The 18,471-nt window shown below is 73.3% G+C and carries 17 protein-coding genes; 10 read left to right on the plus strand and 7 right to left on the minus strand.

All coding sequences use genetic code 11. The annotated features are described in order from the left end of the window. Positions 1-26: 26 nt before the first annotated feature. Both ACZ4M5_RS02330 and ACZ4M5_RS02335 read right to left on the minus strand, forming a co-directional pair. Positions 27-2,300 carry an ATP-binding cassette domain-containing protein gene (locus tag ACZ4M5_RS02330; RefSeq protein WP_467732183.1) on the minus strand — a complete coding sequence of 758 codons (2,274 nt, stop codon included), beginning with the start codon at positions 2,298-2,300 and terminating at the stop codon, positions 27-29. Positions 2,301-2,310: 10 nt separating this feature from the next. Continuing rightward, complete coding sequence (locus ACZ4M5_RS02335; protein ID WP_467732185.1) at positions 2,311-3,933, minus strand: ABC-F family ATP-binding cassette domain-containing protein; 1,623 nt, start codon at positions 3,931-3,933, stop codon at positions 2,311-2,313. Between the two features lie 312 nt (positions 3,934-4,245). On the opposite strand from ACZ4M5_RS02335, the gene ACZ4M5_RS02340 reads away from it, so the two are divergent. Continuing rightward, positions 4,246-4,902 (plus strand): GOLPH3/VPS74 family protein, encoded by a 657-nt coding sequence (locus ACZ4M5_RS02340; RefSeq protein WP_467732187.1) that lies wholly within the window; start codon positions 4,246-4,248, stop codon positions 4,900-4,902. Positions 4,903-5,289: 387 nt separating this feature from the next. Here ACZ4M5_RS02340 and ssgD read toward each other — a convergent pair whose 3' ends face one another. Beyond that, positions 5,290-5,706: a spore wall synthesis regulator SsgD gene (gene ssgD / locus ACZ4M5_RS02345; protein ID WP_467732189.1), complete on the minus strand. Its 417-nt coding sequence runs from the start codon at positions 5,704-5,706 to the stop codon at positions 5,290-5,292. A gap of 255 nt (positions 5,707-5,961) precedes the next feature. Between ssgD and ACZ4M5_RS02350 the strand changes: the two genes are divergently transcribed. The 3 genes from ACZ4M5_RS02350 (at position 5,962) to ACZ4M5_RS02360 (ending at position 8,227) form a co-directional block, all read left to right on the plus strand. Beyond that, the gene (locus tag ACZ4M5_RS02350) at positions 5,962-7,065 is read left to right on the plus strand and encodes a WD40/YVTN/BNR-like repeat-containing protein (RefSeq protein ID WP_467732191.1); all 1,104 of its coding nucleotides are present in this window, start codon (positions 5,962-5,964) and stop codon (positions 7,063-7,065) included. Between the two features lie 70 nt (positions 7,066-7,135). After that, complete coding sequence (locus ACZ4M5_RS02355) at positions 7,136-7,459, plus strand: plasmid stabilization protein (RefSeq protein WP_333935029.1); 324 nt, start codon at positions 7,136-7,138, stop codon at positions 7,457-7,459. Between the two features lie 75 nt (positions 7,460-7,534). Continuing rightward, entirely contained in the window at positions 7,535-8,227 is a 693-nt protein-coding gene (locus ACZ4M5_RS02360) for an endonuclease V (protein ID WP_467732193.1), read from the plus strand. On the opposite strand, the gene ACZ4M5_RS02365 is transcribed toward ACZ4M5_RS02360, so the two are convergent. After that, the gene (locus tag ACZ4M5_RS02365; RefSeq protein WP_398107854.1) at positions 8,215-8,409 is read right to left on the minus strand and encodes a hypothetical protein; all 195 of its coding nucleotides are present in this window, start codon (positions 8,407-8,409) and stop codon (positions 8,215-8,217) included. The genes ACZ4M5_RS02360 and ACZ4M5_RS02365 overlap by 13 nt on opposite strands. Positions 8,410-8,583: 174 nt before the next feature. On the opposite strand from ACZ4M5_RS02365, the gene mmpA reads away from it, so the two are divergent. Then, positions 8,584-8,730 carry a morphogenic membrane protein MmpA gene (mmpA, locus tag ACZ4M5_RS02370; RefSeq protein WP_467732196.1) on the plus strand — a complete coding sequence of 49 codons (147 nt, stop codon included), beginning with the start codon at positions 8,584-8,586 and terminating at the stop codon, positions 8,728-8,730. Positions 8,731-8,743: 13 nt separating this feature from the next. Here the strand turns inward: mmpA and ACZ4M5_RS02375 are convergent, their stop codons facing one another. Continuing rightward, entirely contained in the window at positions 8,744-9,916 is a 1,173-nt protein-coding gene (locus ACZ4M5_RS02375) for a saccharopine dehydrogenase family protein (RefSeq protein ID WP_467732198.1), read from the minus strand. A gap of 91 nt (positions 9,917-10,007) precedes the next feature. Here ACZ4M5_RS02375 and ACZ4M5_RS02380 point away from each other — a divergent pair, with 91 nt between their 5' ends. The 4 genes from ACZ4M5_RS02380 to ACZ4M5_RS02395 all read left to right on the plus strand — a co-directional run bounded on the left by ACZ4M5_RS02380 (position 10,008) and on the right by ACZ4M5_RS02395 (position 15,089). Beyond that, the gene (locus tag ACZ4M5_RS02380; RefSeq protein ID WP_467732200.1) at positions 10,008-10,388 is read left to right on the plus strand and encodes an MmcQ/YjbR family DNA-binding protein; all 381 of its coding nucleotides are present in this window, start codon (positions 10,008-10,010) and stop codon (positions 10,386-10,388) included. 108 nt (positions 10,389-10,496) lie between these two features. Further along, positions 10,497-11,642 carry a CaiB/BaiF CoA transferase family protein gene (locus tag ACZ4M5_RS02385; RefSeq protein WP_467732202.1) on the plus strand — a complete coding sequence of 382 codons (1,146 nt, stop codon included), beginning with the start codon at positions 10,497-10,499 and terminating at the stop codon, positions 11,640-11,642. Between the two features lie 11 nt (positions 11,643-11,653). Then, positions 11,654-12,868, plus strand: a complete 1,215-nt coding sequence (locus tag ACZ4M5_RS02390; RefSeq protein ID WP_467732204.1) for an acetyl-CoA C-acetyltransferase — start codon at positions 11,654-11,656, stop codon at positions 12,866-12,868. 34 nt (positions 12,869-12,902) lie between these two features. Continuing rightward, entirely contained in the window at positions 12,903-15,089 is a 2,187-nt protein-coding gene (locus ACZ4M5_RS02395) for a 3-hydroxyacyl-CoA dehydrogenase NAD-binding domain-containing protein (protein WP_467732206.1), read from the plus strand. On the opposite strand, the gene ACZ4M5_RS02400 is transcribed toward ACZ4M5_RS02395, so the two are convergent. Continuing rightward, positions 15,075-15,791: a MerR family transcriptional regulator gene (locus ACZ4M5_RS02400; RefSeq protein ID WP_467732208.1), complete on the minus strand. Its 717-nt coding sequence runs from the start codon at positions 15,789-15,791 to the stop codon at positions 15,075-15,077. The two genes, ACZ4M5_RS02395 and ACZ4M5_RS02400, sit on opposite strands and share 15 nt — an antisense overlap. Before the next feature lie 224 nt (positions 15,792-16,015). Here ACZ4M5_RS02400 and ACZ4M5_RS02405 point away from each other — a divergent pair, with 224 nt between their 5' ends. After that, positions 16,016-17,482: an amino acid permease gene (locus ACZ4M5_RS02405; RefSeq protein WP_467732210.1), complete on the plus strand. Its 1,467-nt coding sequence runs from the start codon at positions 16,016-16,018 to the stop codon at positions 17,480-17,482. Positions 17,483-17,552: 70 nt separating this feature from the next. Here ACZ4M5_RS02405 and ACZ4M5_RS02410 read toward each other — a convergent pair whose 3' ends face one another. Next, positions 17,553-18,440, minus strand: a complete 888-nt coding sequence (locus tag ACZ4M5_RS02410; protein ID WP_467732211.1) for an arginase family protein — start codon at positions 18,438-18,440, stop codon at positions 17,553-17,555. Positions 18,441-18,471 lie beyond the last annotated feature (31 nt).

The raw sequence follows: 18,471 nt of genomic DNA on the forward strand, positions 1-18,471 counted from the left end.
GTGGGCTGCCTCTTGACGGCCGGTTCTCAGTCCGGCGCCACCGCGCCCGTCCGGACCGCGCGGCGCAGGTACTCCGCCGTGAACGACCCCGGCGCGTCGAGCAGGTCGCGCGGGGTTCCCTCGAAGACGACCTCGCCGCCGTCGCGGCCGCCGTCCGGGCCGAGGTCCACCACCCAGTCGGCCCGGGCGACGACGTCCAGGTTGTGCTCGACCACGACCACCGTGTTGCCCGCGTCGACCAGCCGCTCCAGCAGGGCGACCAGGCCGGCGACGTCCGCCATGTGCAGGCCGGTCGTCGGCTCGTCGAGCACGTACACCGCGCCCGTCCGGTGCAGCCGTGTGGCCAGCTTGATGCGCTGCCGTTCGCCGCCGGACAGCGTGGACAGGGGCTGACCCAGCGTCAGATACGTGAGCCCGACGTCCCGCAGGGCCCGCAGCCGGCGCCTCACGCCCGCGTCGTCGAAGAAGCCGAGGGCCTGCCCGGCGGTCATCTCCAGCACGTCGGCGATCGAGCGGCCCCGCACGGTCAGCGCGAGCACCTCCTCCTTGAAGCGCCGTCCCTCGCAGTCCTGGCAGGTCGTCGTCACCGGGTCCATGAACGCGAGGTCGGTGTGGATGACACCCCGGCCCTCGCAGGTGCCGCACGCCCCGGCCGAGTTGAAGCTGAACAGACCCGGGTCCGCTCCCGTTCCACGGGCGAAGATCCTGCGGACACCGTCCATGATCCCCAGGTATGTCGCCGGGGTGGACCGGCCCGAGATGCCGATGGCGGACTGGTCGACGACCACGGCGTCGTGCGCGGCGGTGAACTCGCCGACCAGCGTGCTCTTGCCCGACCCGGCCACCCCGGTCACGGCGGTGAGCACCCCGGCCGGGAACCGCACGGTCACGTTCCGCAGGTTGTGCCGGCCCGCGCCCTTCACCCACAGTTCGCCGGTGGGGCGGCGTACCGCGTCCTTGACCGCCGTACGGCTGCGCAGGCAGCGCCCGGTGAGCGTGCCGGAGGCGGCGAGCCGGTCCGGGGTGCCCTCGAACACCACCGTGCCGCCGTCCGTGCCGGCCCCCGGCCCCATGTCGACCACGTGGTCGGCGAGCGCGATGACGTCCGGGTCGTGCTCCACCACGAGCACGGTGTTGCCCTTGTCGCGCAGGCGCAGCAGCAGTTCGCCCAGCCGCCCGACGTCCCGCGGGTGCAGTCCGACGCTGGGCTCGTCGAAGATGTACGTCATCCCGGTCAGGCTGGAGCCGAGGTGCCGCACCGTCTTCAGCCGCTGCCCCTCCCCGCCGCTGAGCGTCGCCGTCTCCCGGTCCAGGCTGAGGTAGCCGAGGCCGATCGCCTCGATCCGCTCCAGCGCGGCCACGGCCGCCGACGCGATCGGCCGGGCCACCGGGTCGTCGATCTCCTTCAGTACGGTGATCAGGTCCGTGACCTGCATCCGGGCGCAGTCGGCGATGGACCGGCCGCCGACGCGGGTGGCGAGCGCCGCCGCGTTCAGCCGGGCTCCCCGGCACTGCGGGCAGACGCCCTCCACCAGGAACTGCCGGACCAGGTCGCGCGTCTTCTGGCTCATGGCGGACAGGTCCCGCTTCAGGTACAGCCGCTCGAAGCGGTCCGCCAGCCCTTCGTAGTCGGTGGTCCAGGTCCCGCCGCTGCCGCTGACGGTGACCTTGCTGCCGGGCCGCCCCCGCATCAGGAACGCGCGCTCGGCGTCGGTGAAGCGCCCGACCGGCTTGTCCGGGTCGAGGTCGGTGCTGTGGGTGTACGCCTGGCCCTGCCAGGTCCCGGCGGCGAACGGCGGGAAGCGGACCGCCCCGCCGGCCAGGGAGCGGGCGGGGTCCAGGATGCGGTCCCAGTCGGGCCGCACGGTCCGGCCGAGGCCGTCGCACTCGGGGCACATGCCGGACGGGTCGTTGAACGAGTACGCGGTGGCGGGCCCGGCGCTGGGGGTGCCGTGCCGGGAGAACAGCACCCGGATCACCGAGTAGACGTCCGTCATGGTGCCGACCGTCGACCGCGAGTGGCCACCCACGGGCCGCTGGTCGACGACGATCGCGGGGGTGAGGTCCGCCAGTTCGTCCGCGTGCGGCCGTTCGAACTTCGGCAGCCGGTTGCGGACGAACCACGGGTAGGTCTCGTTGAGCTGACGCTGCGACTCCACCGCGATCGTGTCGAAGACCAGGGACGACTTCCCCGATCCCGAAACGCCGGTGAACACGGTCAGCCGGCCTTTCGGGATGCGGAGGGTGACGTCCTTGAGGTTGTTCTCCCGGGCTGCGGTGAGGGTGATGACATCGGGCATGCCGCCGACGCTAGGCGGTATACCCGACAGCTTCTGGCGTGATTTCGCGCAGTTCTCCCTCCTCCATCATCAGCCAGCGCGTGATCCCGACGGACTCGAGGAACGGCAGGTCGTGACTGGCCACGAGCAGCGCCCCCTCGTACGACTCCAGGGCCGAGGTCAGCTGCCGCACGCTCGCCATGTCGAGGTTGTTGGTCGGCTCGTCCAGCATGAGCAGCTGAGGGGCCGGCTCCGCCAGCATCAGCGCGGCCAGGGCCGCCCGGAAGCGTTCCCCGCCGGACAGCGTCGCCGCCTTCTGGTCGGCCCGGGCGCCGCGGAACAGGAAGCGGGCCAGTCGGGCCCGCACCCGGTTGTTCGTGGCGTCCGGTGCGAATCGGGCCACGTTCTCGGCGACCGTCAGCTCCCCGTCCAGGACGTCGAGCCGCTGCGGCAGGAACCGCAGCGGGACGTGCGCCGCGACCTCGCCCGCCTCCGGGGCGAGCTCCCCGCCGATGGTGCGCAGCAAAGTCGTCTTTCCCGCGCCGTTGCGCCCGACCAGCGCGACCCGCTCCGGACCGCGCAGGTCGAGTCCCTTGACCCGGGCGCCGTGGCGCAGCCGCAGATCCCGCAGGGTGAGGACCGTGCGCCCCGGCGGGACGGCCGTGTACGGCAGTTCGACGCGGATCTCGTCGTCGTCCCGTACGGCCTCCACGGCCTCGTCGAGCCGGTCCCTGGCCTCGGCGAGCTTCTCCTCGTGCATGATCCGGTGCTTGCCCGCGGACTCCTGCGCCGCGCGCTTGCGCGCTCCCATGATGATCTTCGGCTCGCGCTTGTTGTCCCACATCTTCTGCCCGTACCGCTTGCGGCGGGCCAGTTTGACCTGGGCGTCGGCCAGTTCGCGCTTCTGCTTGCGCAGATCGGCCTCGGCGGCGCGCACCATGCGCTCGGCCGCCTCCTGTTCGACCTCCAGTGCCGCCTCGTAGTCGGAGTAGGTGCCGCCGTACCAGGTGATCTCACCCGAGCGCAGATCGGCGATCTGGTCGACGAGATCGAGCAGTTCACGGTCGTGGCTGACCACGATCAGGACGCCCGGCCAGGCCCGGACGGCCGCGTACAGCCGTCGGCGCGCGTACAGGTCGAGGTTGTTCGTCGGTTCGTCCAGCAGCAGGACGTCGGGCCGGCGCAGCAGCAGCGCGGCCAGCCGCAGCAGCACCGACTCGCCGCCGGACACCTCGCCGACGGTGCGGTCGAGCCCGACGTCGCCGAGGCCGAGTTCGCCGAGTGCGGCGAGGGCGCGCTCCTCGACGTCCCAGTCGTCGCCGACCGCCTCGAAGTGCTCCGCCGACACGTCACCGGCCTCGATGGCGTGCAGCGCGGCACGCCGGCCGGCGATGCCGAGCACCTCGTCGACCCGCAGGCCGGTGTCGAGCGTGACGTGCTGCGGGAGGTGGCCGACCTCCCCGGCGACCCGGACGGTGCCGTCGGCCGGCGGGAGGTCGCCGGCGATCAGTTTCAGCAGGGTCGACTTCCCCGAGCCGTTGACGCCGACCAGACCGGTGCGGCCGGGGCCGAAAGCGGCGTCCAGGCCCTCGAAGACGGGGGTGCCGTCGGGCCAGGCGAAGGACAGGGACGTGACGGTGACGGATGAAGACATGGCGGCCTCACTCGCGGTTGCTCGAAGCAGACAGGGGCAAACGCGTGTCGAGACACCTGCGACCCGGAAGGGGGCTCCACGGGCATGGGAAAAGCCCTGTACCGGAGGACGGCTCGGACGCCGAGGTCGCACGCGGCGCACACCCCGAGGGGGTGACGCGGTGTCTCAGGACCTCAGACGAGCAACGTCCTTCTCCAATCGACGGCAACAGGACCGCTTCAACCGTAGGAGTGGCCGCGGGGGCTGTCAACGCATTATCGGACCGCCCCCGTGCCGCGCCGAGTGACCGCTGCCCGACCCTCAGGAGGCACCGTGCCCGCGTCCGACGGCCCGCTCCCGCTGCCGGCCCGGCTCTGCCTGCTGGGCTGGGACACCGCACGGCCGCCGTCCGGGGCCACGGTCCGGCTGCCCGGGCTGGTGCGGGCCGGCGCGCTGGTCGAGCTGGCCCGGCACGGCCTGCTCCGGGACGAGGACGGCATCGCCGTGCCGGCCGACCCGGACGCGGCCGCGGGCGACGCGGTCCTCGACGGGCTGCTCGAACTCGTCCACGAGTCGCGCCCGCACCCCTGGCGGACCTGGGTGACGCTGCGGTCCCGGGTGACCCTGGACGCCGTACGGGAGCAGCTGGTGGCCGGGGGGTACCTGCGGGCGGAGAAGAAGCGGATCCTCGGCGTGTTCCCGTCGGTGGAGTACGCCCTGGGCCGCCCCGCGGCCGTGGAGGCGCTGCGCGAGGAGGTCCGCCAGGTGCTGCGCGGGCCGCTGCCGGTCGCCGCGCTCTCCGAGCGGGACGCCGCCGTGGCCGCCCTGGCCGCCGCCGCGGGCCTGTTCGGGGAGGAGGGGGCCGCGGCGGGGCGGCGGGTCGAGGAGCTGACCGGACGGGCCGGTGAGGCCGCACCCGGGCTCCACCGGATCGTGCGCGCGGTGCGCGCGGCGGTGGCCGAGGCGGTCAGGGCACCGGCGTCGCTCTGACGCGCGGCGGTGGACGCCGACGCGGGGAGCCGGAATCACCGTCACCACCTGGCCGATTCCCGCCGGCCACCCCGCTCACCCGGTGGGTCGGGAGGCCGGCCCTGCGCGTCCCGCACGTCGCCGTCGACGGCACGGATCGACCCGTGGGAGGAGATCCCACGAGGGAGCGGGCCGCCGTCTTCCGTGCCGCCAAGGCGCGACCGGTGCGGACGGTCCGCTGTACGTCGCAGCCGGTGCGGACGGTCCGCTGTACGTCGCGGCCGGCCCGGGCACACTGCCGGGGGCCGCTCTCCGCCACTTGCCGCCGCTCACGGCCGCTCATGGCCGCTCACGGCCGGGCTCGGCCTCGCCGGGGCCGACGGCCCGCCGGAGCCGGGGTGGCGGCGCTCAGCAGGCGTCCCGCATCAGCTCGGCCAGGCCGTGGTCGAGGTCGAGGTCGAGGTGCTCCAGGCCGGCCGGCACCAGCTCGCTCGTCGCCTCCAGGAACCGGCGGATCTCGCTGGAGCGGACGTGCACCACGGCGGTGCCCTCGGGCGCGTGGAACTCCAGGACGGTGCGGTCGTACCCGTAGGGACGCACCCGCACGTCACCGTGGCCCTCGCAGTCGTGCAGGCCCGCGGCGAGCAGTTCACGGGAGAAGGTCCAGCAGACGTCGACGCCCTCCAGCGTGGCCGGGGCCGGGAAGGTCATGCGGACGGCGAACGGGTCGCGCCGGTCGTAGTGCAGCGTCGCGGGGATGCTCGGCATACGCGGCGCGGCGGCGACGAGGCGGGCCTCCACGGGCTGCTCGATGACGATGGACAACGCCTTGCTCCCTCTGGACGGCTGGACGGACTTCCGGGCGTATGAGGCCGGGCACTGGAAGAGACGTGGGAATGAGCCAATCCGTGCACCCGGGATGTGAGTGACCTCCGTCACCGCGTTCCTGCACGCGCCGACGTGGCTCTCCTCGTGTGCCCCGCAGGGCACTTGTTGCACCCGCGCGGCCGGGGGAACGAGTGCGCGAGGCCGTCTGGACGGCGTCCGGGCGGTGGGCTAGCTTCGCCCGCCATGAGGCGCATGGGGAACACGCGACACACGTCACGCAGGGGACCGGCACGGCGCACGGCCGCCGCGATCGCGGCCTGCGCGGCGGCACTGGCCGTGCTGACCGCCGCACCGGCGCAGGCGCACCCGGCGGGGCGCGGGACACCGCACTGGGAACTGAAGGACACCGGCAGCCCCGACGTGCGGTTCCGGGGCCTGGCCGTGGCCGGCCGGAACACCGCCTGGGTCGCCGGGACCGCCGGGACCGTCCTGCGCACCACCGACGGCGGGAAGAGCTGGCGGGACGTGTCGCCGCCCGGGGCGGGGGAGTTGCAGTTCCGGGACGTGGAGGCGTTCGACGCGCGCCGCGCGGTCGTCCTGGCCATCGGGGAGGGCGAGGCGTCCCGCGTCTACCGCACCGACGACGGCGGAACGACCTGGACGGAGTCCTTCCGCAACACCGACCCGAGGGCCTTCTACGACTGCCTGGCCTTCTTCGACCACCGGCACGGCCTCGCCATGAGCGACCCGGTGGACGGCAGGTTCCGCATCCTGTCGACCGGCGACGGCGGCCGGACCTGGCAGGTGCTGCCGGACCGGGGCATGCCGGCCGCGCAGGAGGGCGAGGCCGGGTTCGCCGCGAGCGGCCAGTGCCTGGTGACGTCCGGGCCGCGGGACGTGTGGCTCGCCACCGGCGGGGCCGCGCACGCGCGCGTGCTGCACTCCGCCGACCGGGGCCGCACCTGGACGGCCACCACCTCGCCCGTCCCGGCGGGTGATCCCGCGCGCGGCGTCTTCGCCCTCGCGTTCCGCGACCGGACCCACGGTCTCGCCGTCGGCGGCGACTACCGCCCCGACCAGCCCTCGCCGCGATCCGCCGCGCGCACGGCGGACGGCGGCCGCACCTGGCGGGCCGCCGGCGCACCGCCCGCCGCCTACCGTTCCGGCGTCGCGTGGCTCCCGCACAGCCGGACCACCGCCCTGGCCGTCGGCCCCACCGGCACCGACGTCACCACCGACGCGGGCCGCACCTGGCGGACCGTCGGCACCGGCTCCTTCGACACCGTCGACTGCGCACCCGGCGCGGGGTGCTGGGCGGCGGGCGAGAAGGGGCGCGTTGCCCGCCTGGAGCACTGAGCGAGCGGGGTGCGCTGAACCTTGGCAGTGTGGGTACCCGTTCACTGATCGAGGAAGGAAGTGAGCGGGCATGCCACGCGGTTCGAGCCCCAAGAGGGAACGCCAGTACGAGCACATCAAGGAGAGCGCGAAGGACCGGGGCGAGAGCACCGGCCGCGCCGAGGAGATCGCCGCGCGGACGGTCAACAAGGAGCGCGCCCGGTCCGGCGAGTCGAAGACGGCCAGCCGCACCTCGACCAAGGACATGTCCTCCGGCAAGCGCGGCGGCCAGCGTTCGGGGCAGGGCTCCCAGGGCCCCACCTATGACCAGCTCTACCAGGAGGCCAAGCGCAAGGGCGTGGAAGGCCGTTCCAGTATGAACAAGAGCCAGTTGCAGCGCGCCCTCGGCAAGTGACGCCCGCCCCTCGTGAGGCCGGCAGGACTCCCGCGTCCTGCCGGCCTTCGCGCGGCCCGTAGGCTTCCCCTCACCATGACGACCGTACGCATCCCCGAGGACTGGCCCGCCACCGAGGAGCAGGCCCGCGCCGTGCAGGACGAACTGCGCGGGCGGGTGATCCTCGACGAGGCGGGACCACCCCCCGGGACCGGTCATGTGACGGGCGTCGACGTCGCCTACGACGACGAGCGGGACGTGGTCGTGGCGGCGGCGGTCGTCCTGGACGCGTCCGGGCTCGACGTCGTCGCCGAGGCCACGGCGGTGGGCCGGGTCTCCTTCCCCTACGTGCCCGGGCTGCTCGCCTTCCGGGAGATCCCCGCGGTCCTCGCCGCCCTCGACGCCCTGCCGTGCCCGCCCGGATTGGTCGTCTGCGACGGGTACGGCCTCGCGCACCCGCGCCGCTTCGGTCTGGCCGGCCACCTCGGCGTCCTCACCGGCCTGCCCACGATCGGCGTGGCCAAGAATCCCTTCGTCTTCACCTACGACGAGCCGGGCGCCGCGCGCGGCAGTTCCTCGGCGCTGCTCGACGGTGCCGAGGAGGTCGGCCGCGCCCTGCGCACCCGGGACGGCGTGAAGCCGGTCTTCGTCTCGGTGGGCCACCGGGTCTCGCCGGAGAACGCCTGCGCCCACACCCTCGCGCTGACCCCGCGCTACCGGCTCCCGGAGACCACGCGCCGGGCGGACGCCCTGTGCCGCAAGGTGCTGAAGGAGACCTACTCCGCCTGACCGGTCACCCGCCAGTGACCGACCTCGCGGTACTCCGAGTCGTACACGGCCGCCCCGTCCCCGGGTGCGAGGGCGTAGTGGCGCAGATTGCCGCCCCAGTACCTCAGGATCCGGCCGAGCTCGCCCGCCGGGTCCTTCGCCAACGCCGCGTCGTCCATGGTGACTTCCAGAAGGAATCTCATGCCTTCCATCGTTCCATTGAAGCCGCGTGGGGACTTCTGTGTGCCGTGCCGGGCTCGGGGCGCCGGAAGTCTCAAACCGTGGTGGAGGATCCGGGCCGGCGGCGGGCGGGCTGAGTACGGGCGCTGAGTACCCGTACGGATGTGCGCCCCGCCCGTCGCCGGGAGGCTGGACGCATGCCGACACATCGTGCACCCGACCCCGTCGCCGCCCCGGCCCAGCCCGTCGAGCGGGCCGTCGTCGCCGGACTCGTCCTCGCCGTGGTGGCGGGGCTCGCCTGGATCGGCGGGATGATCTACACCCTCGCCGCGTGGCCGCTGTGAGCCGCGCGTCCCGTCACCGGGTCGCCGCCACGCGGAAGCGGATGCCCGCCGCGCGCAACCGGCCGATGAGGGCGTCGCCCATCGCCACCGCCGTGGTGACCTGGCCCGCCGTCTCCGGGAGGTCGTCGAAGGCCAGGCACAGCGCCGACTCGGCGAGCATCTTCGCCGTCTCGTCGTAGCCGGGGTCGCCGCCCGAGACCTCCGTGTAGACGCGCCGGCCGCCGCCCTCGCCCACGAACCGGACCGAGAACCAGCTCCTGGCCCGCTTCTGCGCGTCGGGCCCGTCGCCGGGCTTGAGCCGGTCCGACAACCAGCGCCGCGCGGGCGGCACCTGGGCCGCCGCGACGAGCGCGCCCAGCGCCGCCACCCCGCCCACCGCCACGGGCAGGTGCCGGACGGCGGCGTACTGGCGGTAGCGGAAGTCCGGCCCGTAGCGGTCGAGGACCGCCGCCGAGCGCCGCACGATCTGCGGGTCGATGGTCGGCATCGGCAGCGCCCAGGCGCCGACCTCCCCGGCGAAGCGCGGCGCGCCGAGCGGCGCCGACGCCCGCCGTCCCACCAGCCGCGGCTCGTGCCGCCGCCGGTCCCGCACGGCCGCCGCCATCTGCCGCTGCCGTGCGATCTGGTTGAGGGCCGAGGCGAAGGTCCCGCCCGAGAACGCCGCGTCCGCCGTCACGAACCCCTCGACGCTCAGGGGCACGTCCTCGGGGAGCTGCTGCACGGTGAAGTACACGCCGAGGTCGTGCGGGACCGAGTCGAACCCGGCGGCGTGCACCAGCCGGGCCCCGGTCTCCCGCGCGCGTGCGTCGTGCCGGACGTACATCAGGTCCACGAACTCCGGCTCGCCGCACAGGTCCAGATAGTCCGTCCCCGCGTCCGCGCAGGCGGCCACGAGCTCCTCCCCATAGGCGATGTACGGGCCGACCGTCGTGGCCACCACGCGCGCGTCGCGGGCCAGTGCGCGCAGCGAGGCCGGGTCGGAGGCGTCCGCCCGAACCACACCTACCCCGGCGGGCAGCCGCTCGCCCAGCCGCTCCAGCTTCTCGGCGCTGCGGCCCGCGATCGCCCAGCGCAGGCCCTCGGGCGCGTGCGCGGCGAGGTGTTCGGCGGTGAGCGCGCCGGCGAAACTCGTCGCTCCGAAGAGCACGATGTCGTACGGACGGTCCGTCCTGCTTTGCCTGCTCATGACACCCCTCGGTCGTGCAGCCCGTGCCGCTGTCGGTGGCCGAGGCTAGCGTGAGGGGTGCGGAGCCCGACGACGAGCCCGGAGGAACGCGATGGCCGTGCCCAGAAATGCCCTGAAGAAGCGGGAGAAGGTGCGCGCGTTCGCGCTGGGGCTGCCGGGCGCCGTCGAGGAGTTCCCGTGGGGCGAGTCCGTCGCCAAGGTCGGCGGGAAGGTGTTCGTCTTCCTCGGCGTCGGCGACGGCAGTCACCCCCTGGGAGTGACGCTGAAGCTCACCGACGACACGGCCCACGCCCACGCCCTGGCCTGTCCGGGCGCCGAACCCGCCGGGTACGGACTGGGCAGGGCGGGCTGGGTGAGCGTCCCCCTGGAGGAGCAGGGCGCCCCGGCGGCGGAGCTGCTGTGCGACTGGGTCGAGGAGAGCTACCGGGTGATCGCGCCCAAGCGGCTCACCGCGGAACTGGACGCCGGCTGACGCGTACGGCAGATTGCCAAGCGCTTGCTCGCTCAGGCTTGTGCCGAGTGGAACACGTTCTTAGCATCACTGGTGTTACATCGGTTGTGTCACAGCACTGGGGGCTGGATGACCACGGCAGAAACGCCCGGGCACGGTCCGCTCACCGGTGTGCGGGTCGTCGAGCTGGCCGGCATCGGGCCCGGCCCGTTCGCCGCCATGCTCCTGGCCGACCTCGGCGCCGACGTGGTGCGCGTGGACCGGCCCGGCGGCCCGGGCCTCGGCATCGACCCGGCGTACGACGTCACCAACCGCAACAAGCGCTCGGTGGTCGTCGACCTGAAGTCACCGGAGGGCGCCGGACGGGTGCTCGACCTCGCCGCCCGCGCCGACGTCCTGATCGAGGGCTACCGCCCCGGCGTCGCCGAGCGCCTGGGGGTCGGCCCCGAACCCTGCCACGCCCGCAACCCTCGCCTCGTCTACGGGCGGATGACCGGCTGGGGTCAGGACGGACCGCTCGCGCGGCGGGCCGGGCACGACATCGCCTACCTCGCCCCCACCGGCGCCCTCGGCATGATCGGTGACCCCGGCGCGCCGCCTCCGGCCCCCGCCAACCTGCTCGGCGACTACGCGGGCGGTTCCCTCTACCTCGTCGTCGGCGTCCTCGCCGCCCTCCACCACGCGCGGGCGACCGGGACCGGGCAGGTCGTCGACGCGGCCGTCGTCGACGGCGCCGCCCACCTCGCCACGATGATCCACGGCATGCTCGCCGCCGGGGCCTGGCAGGACCGCCGCGGCGCCAACCTCCTGGACGGCGGCTGCCCCTACTACGGCACCTACGAGACGGCCGACGGCCGGTACATGGCCGTCGGTGCCCTGGAGCCGCAGTTCTACACGGAGTTCCTGGCCCTGCTCGGCATCGGGGACCAGGACGGCGCCCACGCGGACGTCACCCGCTGGGACGCACTGCGCGAGGAGGTCGCCGCCCGCTTCAAGGCCCGCACCCGGGACGAGTGGACGGCCCTCTTCGACGGCACCGACGCGTGCGTGGCGCCCGTGCTGTCGCTGCGCGAGGCACCCCTCCACCCGCACCTGGCCGCCCGCGGCACCTTCACCGACCACGGCGGAATCACCCAGCCCGCCCCGGCCCCCCGCTTCTCCGCGACCCCGACCACCGTCCGCAGCGCCCCGGCCCGCCCGGGCGCCGACACCGCGGACGTCGCCCGGGAGTGGGACGTGCCCGGGCTGCTCCCAGCGTCCCGAAACCCTCAGTGAAAGGCCTCCTCGTGAGCACCGAAGCGTACGTCTACGACGCGATCCGCACCCCGCGCGGGCGCGGCAAGGCCAGCGGCGCCCTGCACGGCACCAAGCCCATCGACCTGGTCGTCGGGCTCATCCACGAGATCCTCGCCCGCTTCCCGGACCTCGACCCGGCCGCCGTGGACGACGTCGTCCTCGGCGTCGTCGGCCCGGTCGGCGACCAGGGCTCCGACATCGCGCGCATCGCCGCCATCGCCGCCGGGCTGCCCGACACCGTCGCGGGCGTCCAGGAGAACCGCTTCTGTGCCTCGGGCCTGGAAGCCGTCAACCTGGCCGCCGCGAAGGTCCGTTCCGGCTGGGAGGACCTCGTCCTCGCCGGCGGCGTCGAGTCGATGTCCCGCGTGCCGATGGCCTCCGACGGCGGCGCCTGGTTCAACGACCCGATGACCAACCTGCAGGTCAACTTCGTGCCGCAGGGCATCGGCGCCGACCTCATCGCCACCATCGAGGGCTTCTCCCGCCGGGACGTCGACGAGTACGCGGCGCTGTCCCAGGAGCGGGCCGCCACCGCCATGAAGGACGGCCGTTTCGACAGGTCCGTCGTCCCGGTGAAGGACCGCAACGGGCTCGTCGTCCTCGACCACGACGAGTTCCCGCGCCCCGGCACCACCGCCGACTCCCTCGCCAAGCTGAAGCCGTCCTTCGCGGACATCGGCGAGCTCGGCGGCTTCGACGCCGTGGCCCTCCAGCAGTACCACTGGGTGGAGAAGATCGACCACGTCCACCACGCGGGCAACTCCTCGGGCATCGTGGACGGCGCCTCGCTCGTCGCGATCGGCTCCAGGGAGGTCGGCGAGCGCTACGGCCTCACGCCCCGCGCCCGGATCATCTCCGCCGCCGTCTCCGGCTCCGAGCCCACCATCATGCTCACCGGTCCCGCCCCCGCCACCCGCAAGGCCCTCGCCAAGGCCGGGCTGACCATCGACGACATCGACCTCGTCGAGATCAACGAGGCGTTCGCGGCGGTCGTGCTGCGCTTCGTCAAGGACATGGGCCTGTCCCTGGACAAGGTCAACGTGAACGGCGGCGCGATCGCCCTGGGCCACCCGCTCGGCGCCACCGGAGCCATGATCCTCGGCACCCTCGTCGACGAACTCGAGCGCCAGGACAAGCGCTACGGCCTCGCCACGCTGTGCGTCGGCGGCGGCATGGGCGTCGCCACCATCGTCGAGCGCATCTGACCCCCTCCCGACGGATCACACGGAGCACCTCCACATGAGCACTGAGCCCACCACCATCCGCTGGGAACAGGACCGCACCGGCCTCGTCACCCTGGTCCTCGACGACCCGAACCAGTCCGCGAACACCATGAACCAGGCGTTCCGCGACTCCCTCGCCGCCGTCACCGACCGCCTGGAGGCCGAGAAGGACTCCATCCGGGGCGTCATCATCACCTCCGCCAAGAAGACCTTCTTCGCCGGCGGCGACCTGCGCGACCTCATCCGCGTCACGCCGGAGACCGCGCAGCAGCTCTTCGACGGCGGCATGGCCATCAAGCGCAACCTGCGCCGCATCGAGACCCTCGGCAAGCCCGTCGTCGCCGCCCTCAACGGCGCGGCCCTCGGCGGCGGTTACGAGATCGCCCTCGCCTGCCACCACCGCGTCGCCCTGGACGCGCCCGGCTCGAAGATCGGCTGCCCCGAGGTCACCCTCGGCCTGCTGCCCGGGGGCGGCGGCGTCGTCCGCACCGTCCGCCTGCTCGGCATCGCCGACGCCCTGCTGAAGGTCCTCCTCCAGGGCCAGCAGTACACCCCGCGTCGCGCCCGGGAGAACGGCCTCGTCGACGAGGTGGCCGACAGCCACGAGGACCTGCTCGCCAAGGCCCGCGCCTTCATCGACGCCCACCCCGAGTCCCAGCAGCCCTGGGACAAGCCGGGCTACCGCATCCCGGGCGGCACCCCGGCCCACCCCAAGTTCGCCGCGAACCTGCCCGCCTTCCCGGCCACCCTGCGCAAGCAGACGGGCGGCGCCCCCTACCCGGCCCCGCGCAACATCCTCGCCGCGGCCGTCGAAGGCGCCCAGGTCGACTTCGAGACCGCGCAGGTCATCGAGGCCCGCTACTTCGTCGAACTGGCCGCCGGCCAGACCTCGAAGAACATGATCCAGGCGTTCTTCTTCGACCTCCAGGCCGTCAACTCCGGCGCCAACCGCCCCCAGGGCGTCGAACCCCGCACGGTCCGCAAGGTCGCCGTCCTCGGCGCCGGGATGATGGGCGCCGGCATCGCCTACTCCTGCGCCCGCGCCGGCATCGAGGTCGTCCTCAAGGACGTGTCCCTGGAGTCGGCTCTCAAGGGCAAGGGCTACTCCGAGAAGCTGTGCGCCAAGGCCGTCGCCAAGGGCCGCACGACCCGGGAGAAGGCCGACGCGCTGCTGGCCCGCATCACGCCCACCGCCGAAGTGCAGGACCTGGCCGGCTGCGACGCCGTGATCGAGGCCGTCTTCGAGGACACCTCCCTCAAGCACAAGGTCTTCCAGGAGGTACAGAACGTCGTCGCCCCCGACGCGCTGCTGTGCTCCAACACCTCCACCCTGCCCATCACCGCGCTGGCGGAGGGCGTCGAGCGCCAGGCCGACTTCATCGGACTGCACTTCTTCTCGCCGGTCGACAAGATGCCGCTCGTCGAGATCATCAAGGGCGAGCGCACGGGTGAGGAGGCGCTGGCCCGCGCCTTCGACCTGGTCCGGCAGATCAACAAGACGCCGATCGTGGTCAACGACTCGCGCGGCTTCTTCACCTCCCGCGTCATCGGCCACTTCATCAACGAGGGCGTCGCCATGGTCGGCGAGGGCGTCGAGCCGGCCTCGGTCGAGCAGGCCGCGGCCCAGGCCGGCTACCCGGCCAAGGTGCTGTCGCTGATGGACGAGCTGACACTGACCCTGCCGCGCAAGATCCGCGCCGAGTCCCGCCGCGCGGTCGAGGAGGCGGGCGGCACCTGGACGCCCCACCCCGCCGAGACCGTCATCGACCGCATGGTCGACGAGTTCGGCCGCACGGGCCGCAGCGGCGGCGCCGGCTTCTACGACTACGACGAGGACGGCAGGCGGGCCGGGCTCTGGCCGGGGCTGCGCGAGCACTTCACCCGGCCCGGGCACACCGTCCCGTTCGAGGACATGCAGGAGCGGATGCTGTTCTCCGAGGCGCTGGACACCGTCCGGCTGCTGGAGGAGGGCGTGCTGACCTCCGTCGCCGACGCCAACATCGGCTCGATCCTCGGCATCGGCTTCCCGGGCTGGACCGGCGGCGTGCTGCAGTACATCAACGGCTACCAGGGGGGCCTGCCCGGCTTCGTGGCCCGCGCGCGGGAACTCGCCGAGCGCTACGGCGACCGGTTCACGCCGCCCGCGCTGCTGGTGGAGAAGGCCGAGAAGGGGGAGCGGTTCGGCGACTCAGCCCGCGGCTGACCCGTCGGACGCGCCGGTCAGCCACTCGCCCAGCTCTTCCTTCAGCGACCGCTGGAACGCGGTGAGCAGCGCCTGCACCACCAGGGGGTGCATGTGCGCGGACAGGGACCGCACGTCCTGTGCGTCCCGCTCCGCCACCTCACCGCGGAAGAGCCCGGACAGCTCCCGGGCCGCGGCGCGCGCGTGCTCCAGCAGCACCGTGCGCGCCGCGGAGATGGCCTGCTGCGACAGGGGCACGTCCAGCAGGCCCACGCCCAGCCGCAGCAGCCCCAGATCGGCCTCGTAGCCGCCGTCCGCCGGCCGGATCACGCCCATGGCGACGAGCCGCTCGACGTCCTCGTCGTCCAGCGGCCGCCCCGCCCGCCGCGCCAGCTCCTCCCGGGTGACCGTCTCGACGGTCTCCGGTGACCAGGAGGCCACCACCGCCCGGTGGACGGCGAGGTCGTGCGCGCTCAGGCCTGGCGGCAGCCGGTGCAGATACCGTTCGATGCCGGACAGGGTCATGCCCTGGTGCTGCAGCTCCTCGATCAGCGCCAGCCGGGCCAGGTGCTCCCGCCCGTAGTGCCCGACGCGCCGGGGGCCGAGCACCGGCGGCGGCAGCAGGCCCTTCGTCCCGTAGAAGCGGACCGTGCGCACGGTGACACCGGCCCGGGCGGCCAGCTCGTCGATCGTGAGGGTCGGCTCCTCGGTGTCGGTCGTCATGTGCAGCAGTATCGCTGTCTCACCAATGCTGTGAAACCTCACCGGCACCGTGTGCGGACCTTGTGAGAAGTCACGCTTGGTGACCCCGGTCACCGTGTGCGAGCCGGGGCGTGTGGGAAGGTGCTGCCTTGGTCTGTGCCGCGTCACAAGGGTGGTGCGGGCCAACGCACTGTACGGACCCCGGGCCCACGACGTCCGGGGCGATCCAGAGAGTGGAACCACCCGTGAGCAAGGACGCCGTGAACACGGCTGCGGCCACGCCGCGTACCGATGCGGCCCAGGTGCCCGCGGACGCGGGCGACGCCGGCTACAGCAAGGACCTCAAGGCCCGCCACGTCAACATGATCGCCATCGGCGGCGCCATCGGCACCGGCCTCTTCCTCGGCGCCGGCGGCCGTCTGCACAACGCCGGCCCCGCGCTGGCGATCGCCTACCTGGTCTGCGGCGTCTTCGCCTTCTTCGTGGTCCGGGCGCTCGGCGAGCTCGTCCTGTACCGCCCCTCCTCGGGCTCCTTCGTGTCGTACGCGCGCGAGTTCCTCGGTGAGAAGGGCGCGTACGTCGCCGGCTGGATGTACTTCCTCAACTGGTCGACCACCGGCATCGCCGACATCACCGCCATCGCGCTGTACACGCACTACTGGAGCCTGTTCACCGACATCCCGCAGTGGGTGCTCGCGCTGATCGCCCTCGCCGTCGTACTGGCCGTGAACCTGATCTCGGTGAAGATCTTCGGTGAGATGGAGTTCTGGTTCGCGATCATCAAGGTCGCGACGCTCGTCGGCTTCATGCTCATCGGCATCTTCCTGCTCGCCACCCAGCGGGAGGTCGGCGGCCAGACCCCGGGCCTGAGCGTGATCACCGACAACGGCGGCGTGTTCCCGCACGGCATGATGCCCGTCGTCCTCGTGATGCAGGGCGTGATCTTCGCGTACGCCGCGCTGGAGCTGGTCGGCGTCGCGGCGGGCGAGACCGCGGAGCCGGAGAAGGTCGTCCCGCGCGCGGTGAACTCGATCATGTGGCGGGTCGGTCTCTTCTACGTCGGCTCGGTCGTCCTGCTGGCCCTGCTGCTGCCCGGCTCGGTCTACTCGGCCGACCAGAGCCCCTTCGTCACGGTGCTGTCGAAGATCGGCGTCCCTGCCGCGGGTGACGTGATGAACCTGGTGGTCCTGACGGCCGCCATGTCCTCCCTGAACTCGGGCCTGTACTCCACGGGCCGCATCCTGCGCTCCATGGCGATGGCGGGCTCCGCCCCGAAGTTCACCGCCCGCATGAACCGCAGCCAGGTCCCCTACGGCGGCATCCTGCTCACCTGCGGGGTGTGCGTGCTGGGCGTCGGCCTGAACTTCCTCGTCCCGGCCCAGGCCTTCGAGATCGTGCTGAACGTCGCCTCCCTCGGCATCATCAGCACCTGGGTGATCATCATGGTCTGTCACCTGGTCTTCGTCCGCCGTGCCAAGGCGGGCCTGATCAGCCGCCCCACCTTCCGCCTGTTCGGCAGCCCCGTCACGGAGATCGCCACGATCGCCTTCCTGCTGGCCTGCCTCGGCATGATGGGGAACGACCCGGAGGTCGGCCGCAAGACCCTCCTGCTCGTCCCGGTCATCGCGATCATGCTGGTCGCGGGCTGGTTCGGCATCCGCCGCCGCGTGTCCCGGACGACGGACCAGGAACTGTCGCGGCTGACGAAGTAGCCGGGACCGAGGCCGTTCGACCTCTCGCCTGGGCGCCGCCCTGCCCGAGTCGCCGTGCGACCCCCCGCCGTCAGCCCTGCGCGTCGAAGGACCGCAGCAGGCAGGCGGTCAGGTCGCGGGTGATCGTGCCGGTGGGGTCCAGGCGGGGGTTGAGGATGGTGACGGTCAGGCCCGCCGCGCCGCCGCCCGAGAACGCCGTGCGGAGCACGGTCTCCAGGTCCTGCCAGGACAGGCCGTCCGGCTGCCGGTAGTCGACGGCGGGCATCACCGCGTCGTCCAGGACGTCGACGTCGAGGTGGACCCAGTACCCCGCGTCCGCGCCGCCGCCGGTCAGCAGCCCCACCGCGCGCCGGGCCGCCTCACCCGCGCCCAGGGCGCGCACGGTGTCCAGGTCCATCGCGTGCAGCGCGTCCGGCAGCGGCTGCATCCCGTACGCCGCGGACTCCTCCGCGTCCCGGAACCCCAGGGCGACCACGTCCTCGTCCCGGACCAGTGGCCCCCTGCCCTCCAGGTCGGCCAGGACGCGCGGTCCCCGGCCGGTGGCGAGGGCGAGTTCCATGGACGCCACCTCGCCGGCCGGCTCCGCCGCGGGCTGGTAGAAGTCGCTGTGCCCGTCCAGGAAGAGCAGGCCGTGCCGGTCCCGGCGGCGCAGCGCCAGCAGGGCGCCCAGCAGCACGCTGCAGTCGCCGCCGAGCACCACGGGGAACCGGCCCGCGTCCAGGAGGGCCCCCACGGCGTCGGCCAGCGCACCGGAGTAGGCGGCGACACCGTCCCCGTTCAGCAGACCGGTCGCCGCATCCCGCTCCGGGTCGTACGGCGGCGGCTCCACCCGCCCCGCCCGCAGCGCGCCCAGCCCCTCGGCCAGCCCCGCTTCGAGCAGCGCCCCGGGCAGCTCCTCCACGCCGGTCGGCCGCAGCCCGAGCACGGACGGCGCCTCGATGATCGCCACGTCCCGCACGGCGCCTCCTCCACCGGCCGGCCCCTGCCCG

This window comes from Streptomyces sp. NPDC026246, from assembly GCF_055567995.1.

Bases quoted from the DNA above. Each gene is read 5' to 3' on its own strand.
- ACZ4M5_RS02330 (WP_467732183.1), bottom strand. From the start codon at position 2,300: ATGCCCGATGTCATCACCCTCACCGCAGCCCGGGAGAACAACCTCAAG.
- ACZ4M5_RS02335 (WP_467732185.1), bottom strand. From the start codon at position 3,933: ATGTCTTCATCCGTCACCGTCACGTCCCTGTCCTTCGCCTGGCCCGAC.
- ACZ4M5_RS02350 (WP_467732191.1), top strand. From the start codon at position 5,962: ATGGGGAACACGCGACACACGTCACGCAGGGGACCGGCACGGCGCACG.
- ACZ4M5_RS02355 (WP_333935029.1), top strand. From the start codon at position 7,136: ATGCCACGCGGTTCGAGCCCCAAGAGGGAACGCCAGTACGAGCACATC.
- ACZ4M5_RS02360 (WP_467732193.1), top strand. From the start codon at position 7,535: ATGACGACCGTACGCATCCCCGAGGACTGGCCCGCCACCGAGGAGCAG.
- ACZ4M5_RS02365 (WP_398107854.1), bottom strand. From the start codon at position 8,409: ATGAGATTCCTTCTGGAAGTCACCATGGACGACGCGGCGTTGGCGAAG.
- mmpA (WP_467732196.1), top strand. From the start codon at position 8,584: ATGCCGACACATCGTGCACCCGACCCCGTCGCCGCCCCGGCCCAGCCC.
- ACZ4M5_RS02375 (WP_467732198.1), bottom strand. From the start codon at position 9,916: ATGAGCAGGCAAAGCAGGACGGACCGTCCGTACGACATCGTGCTCTTC.
- ACZ4M5_RS02380 (WP_467732200.1), top strand. From the start codon at position 10,008: ATGGCCGTGCCCAGAAATGCCCTGAAGAAGCGGGAGAAGGTGCGCGCG.
- ACZ4M5_RS02385 (WP_467732202.1), top strand. From the start codon at position 10,497: ATGACCACGGCAGAAACGCCCGGGCACGGTCCGCTCACCGGTGTGCGG.
- ACZ4M5_RS02395 (WP_467732206.1), top strand. From the start codon at position 12,903: ATGAGCACTGAGCCCACCACCATCCGCTGGGAACAGGACCGCACCGGC.
- ACZ4M5_RS02400 (WP_467732208.1), bottom strand. From the start codon at position 15,791: ATGACGACCGACACCGAGGAGCCGACCCTCACGATCGACGAGCTGGCC.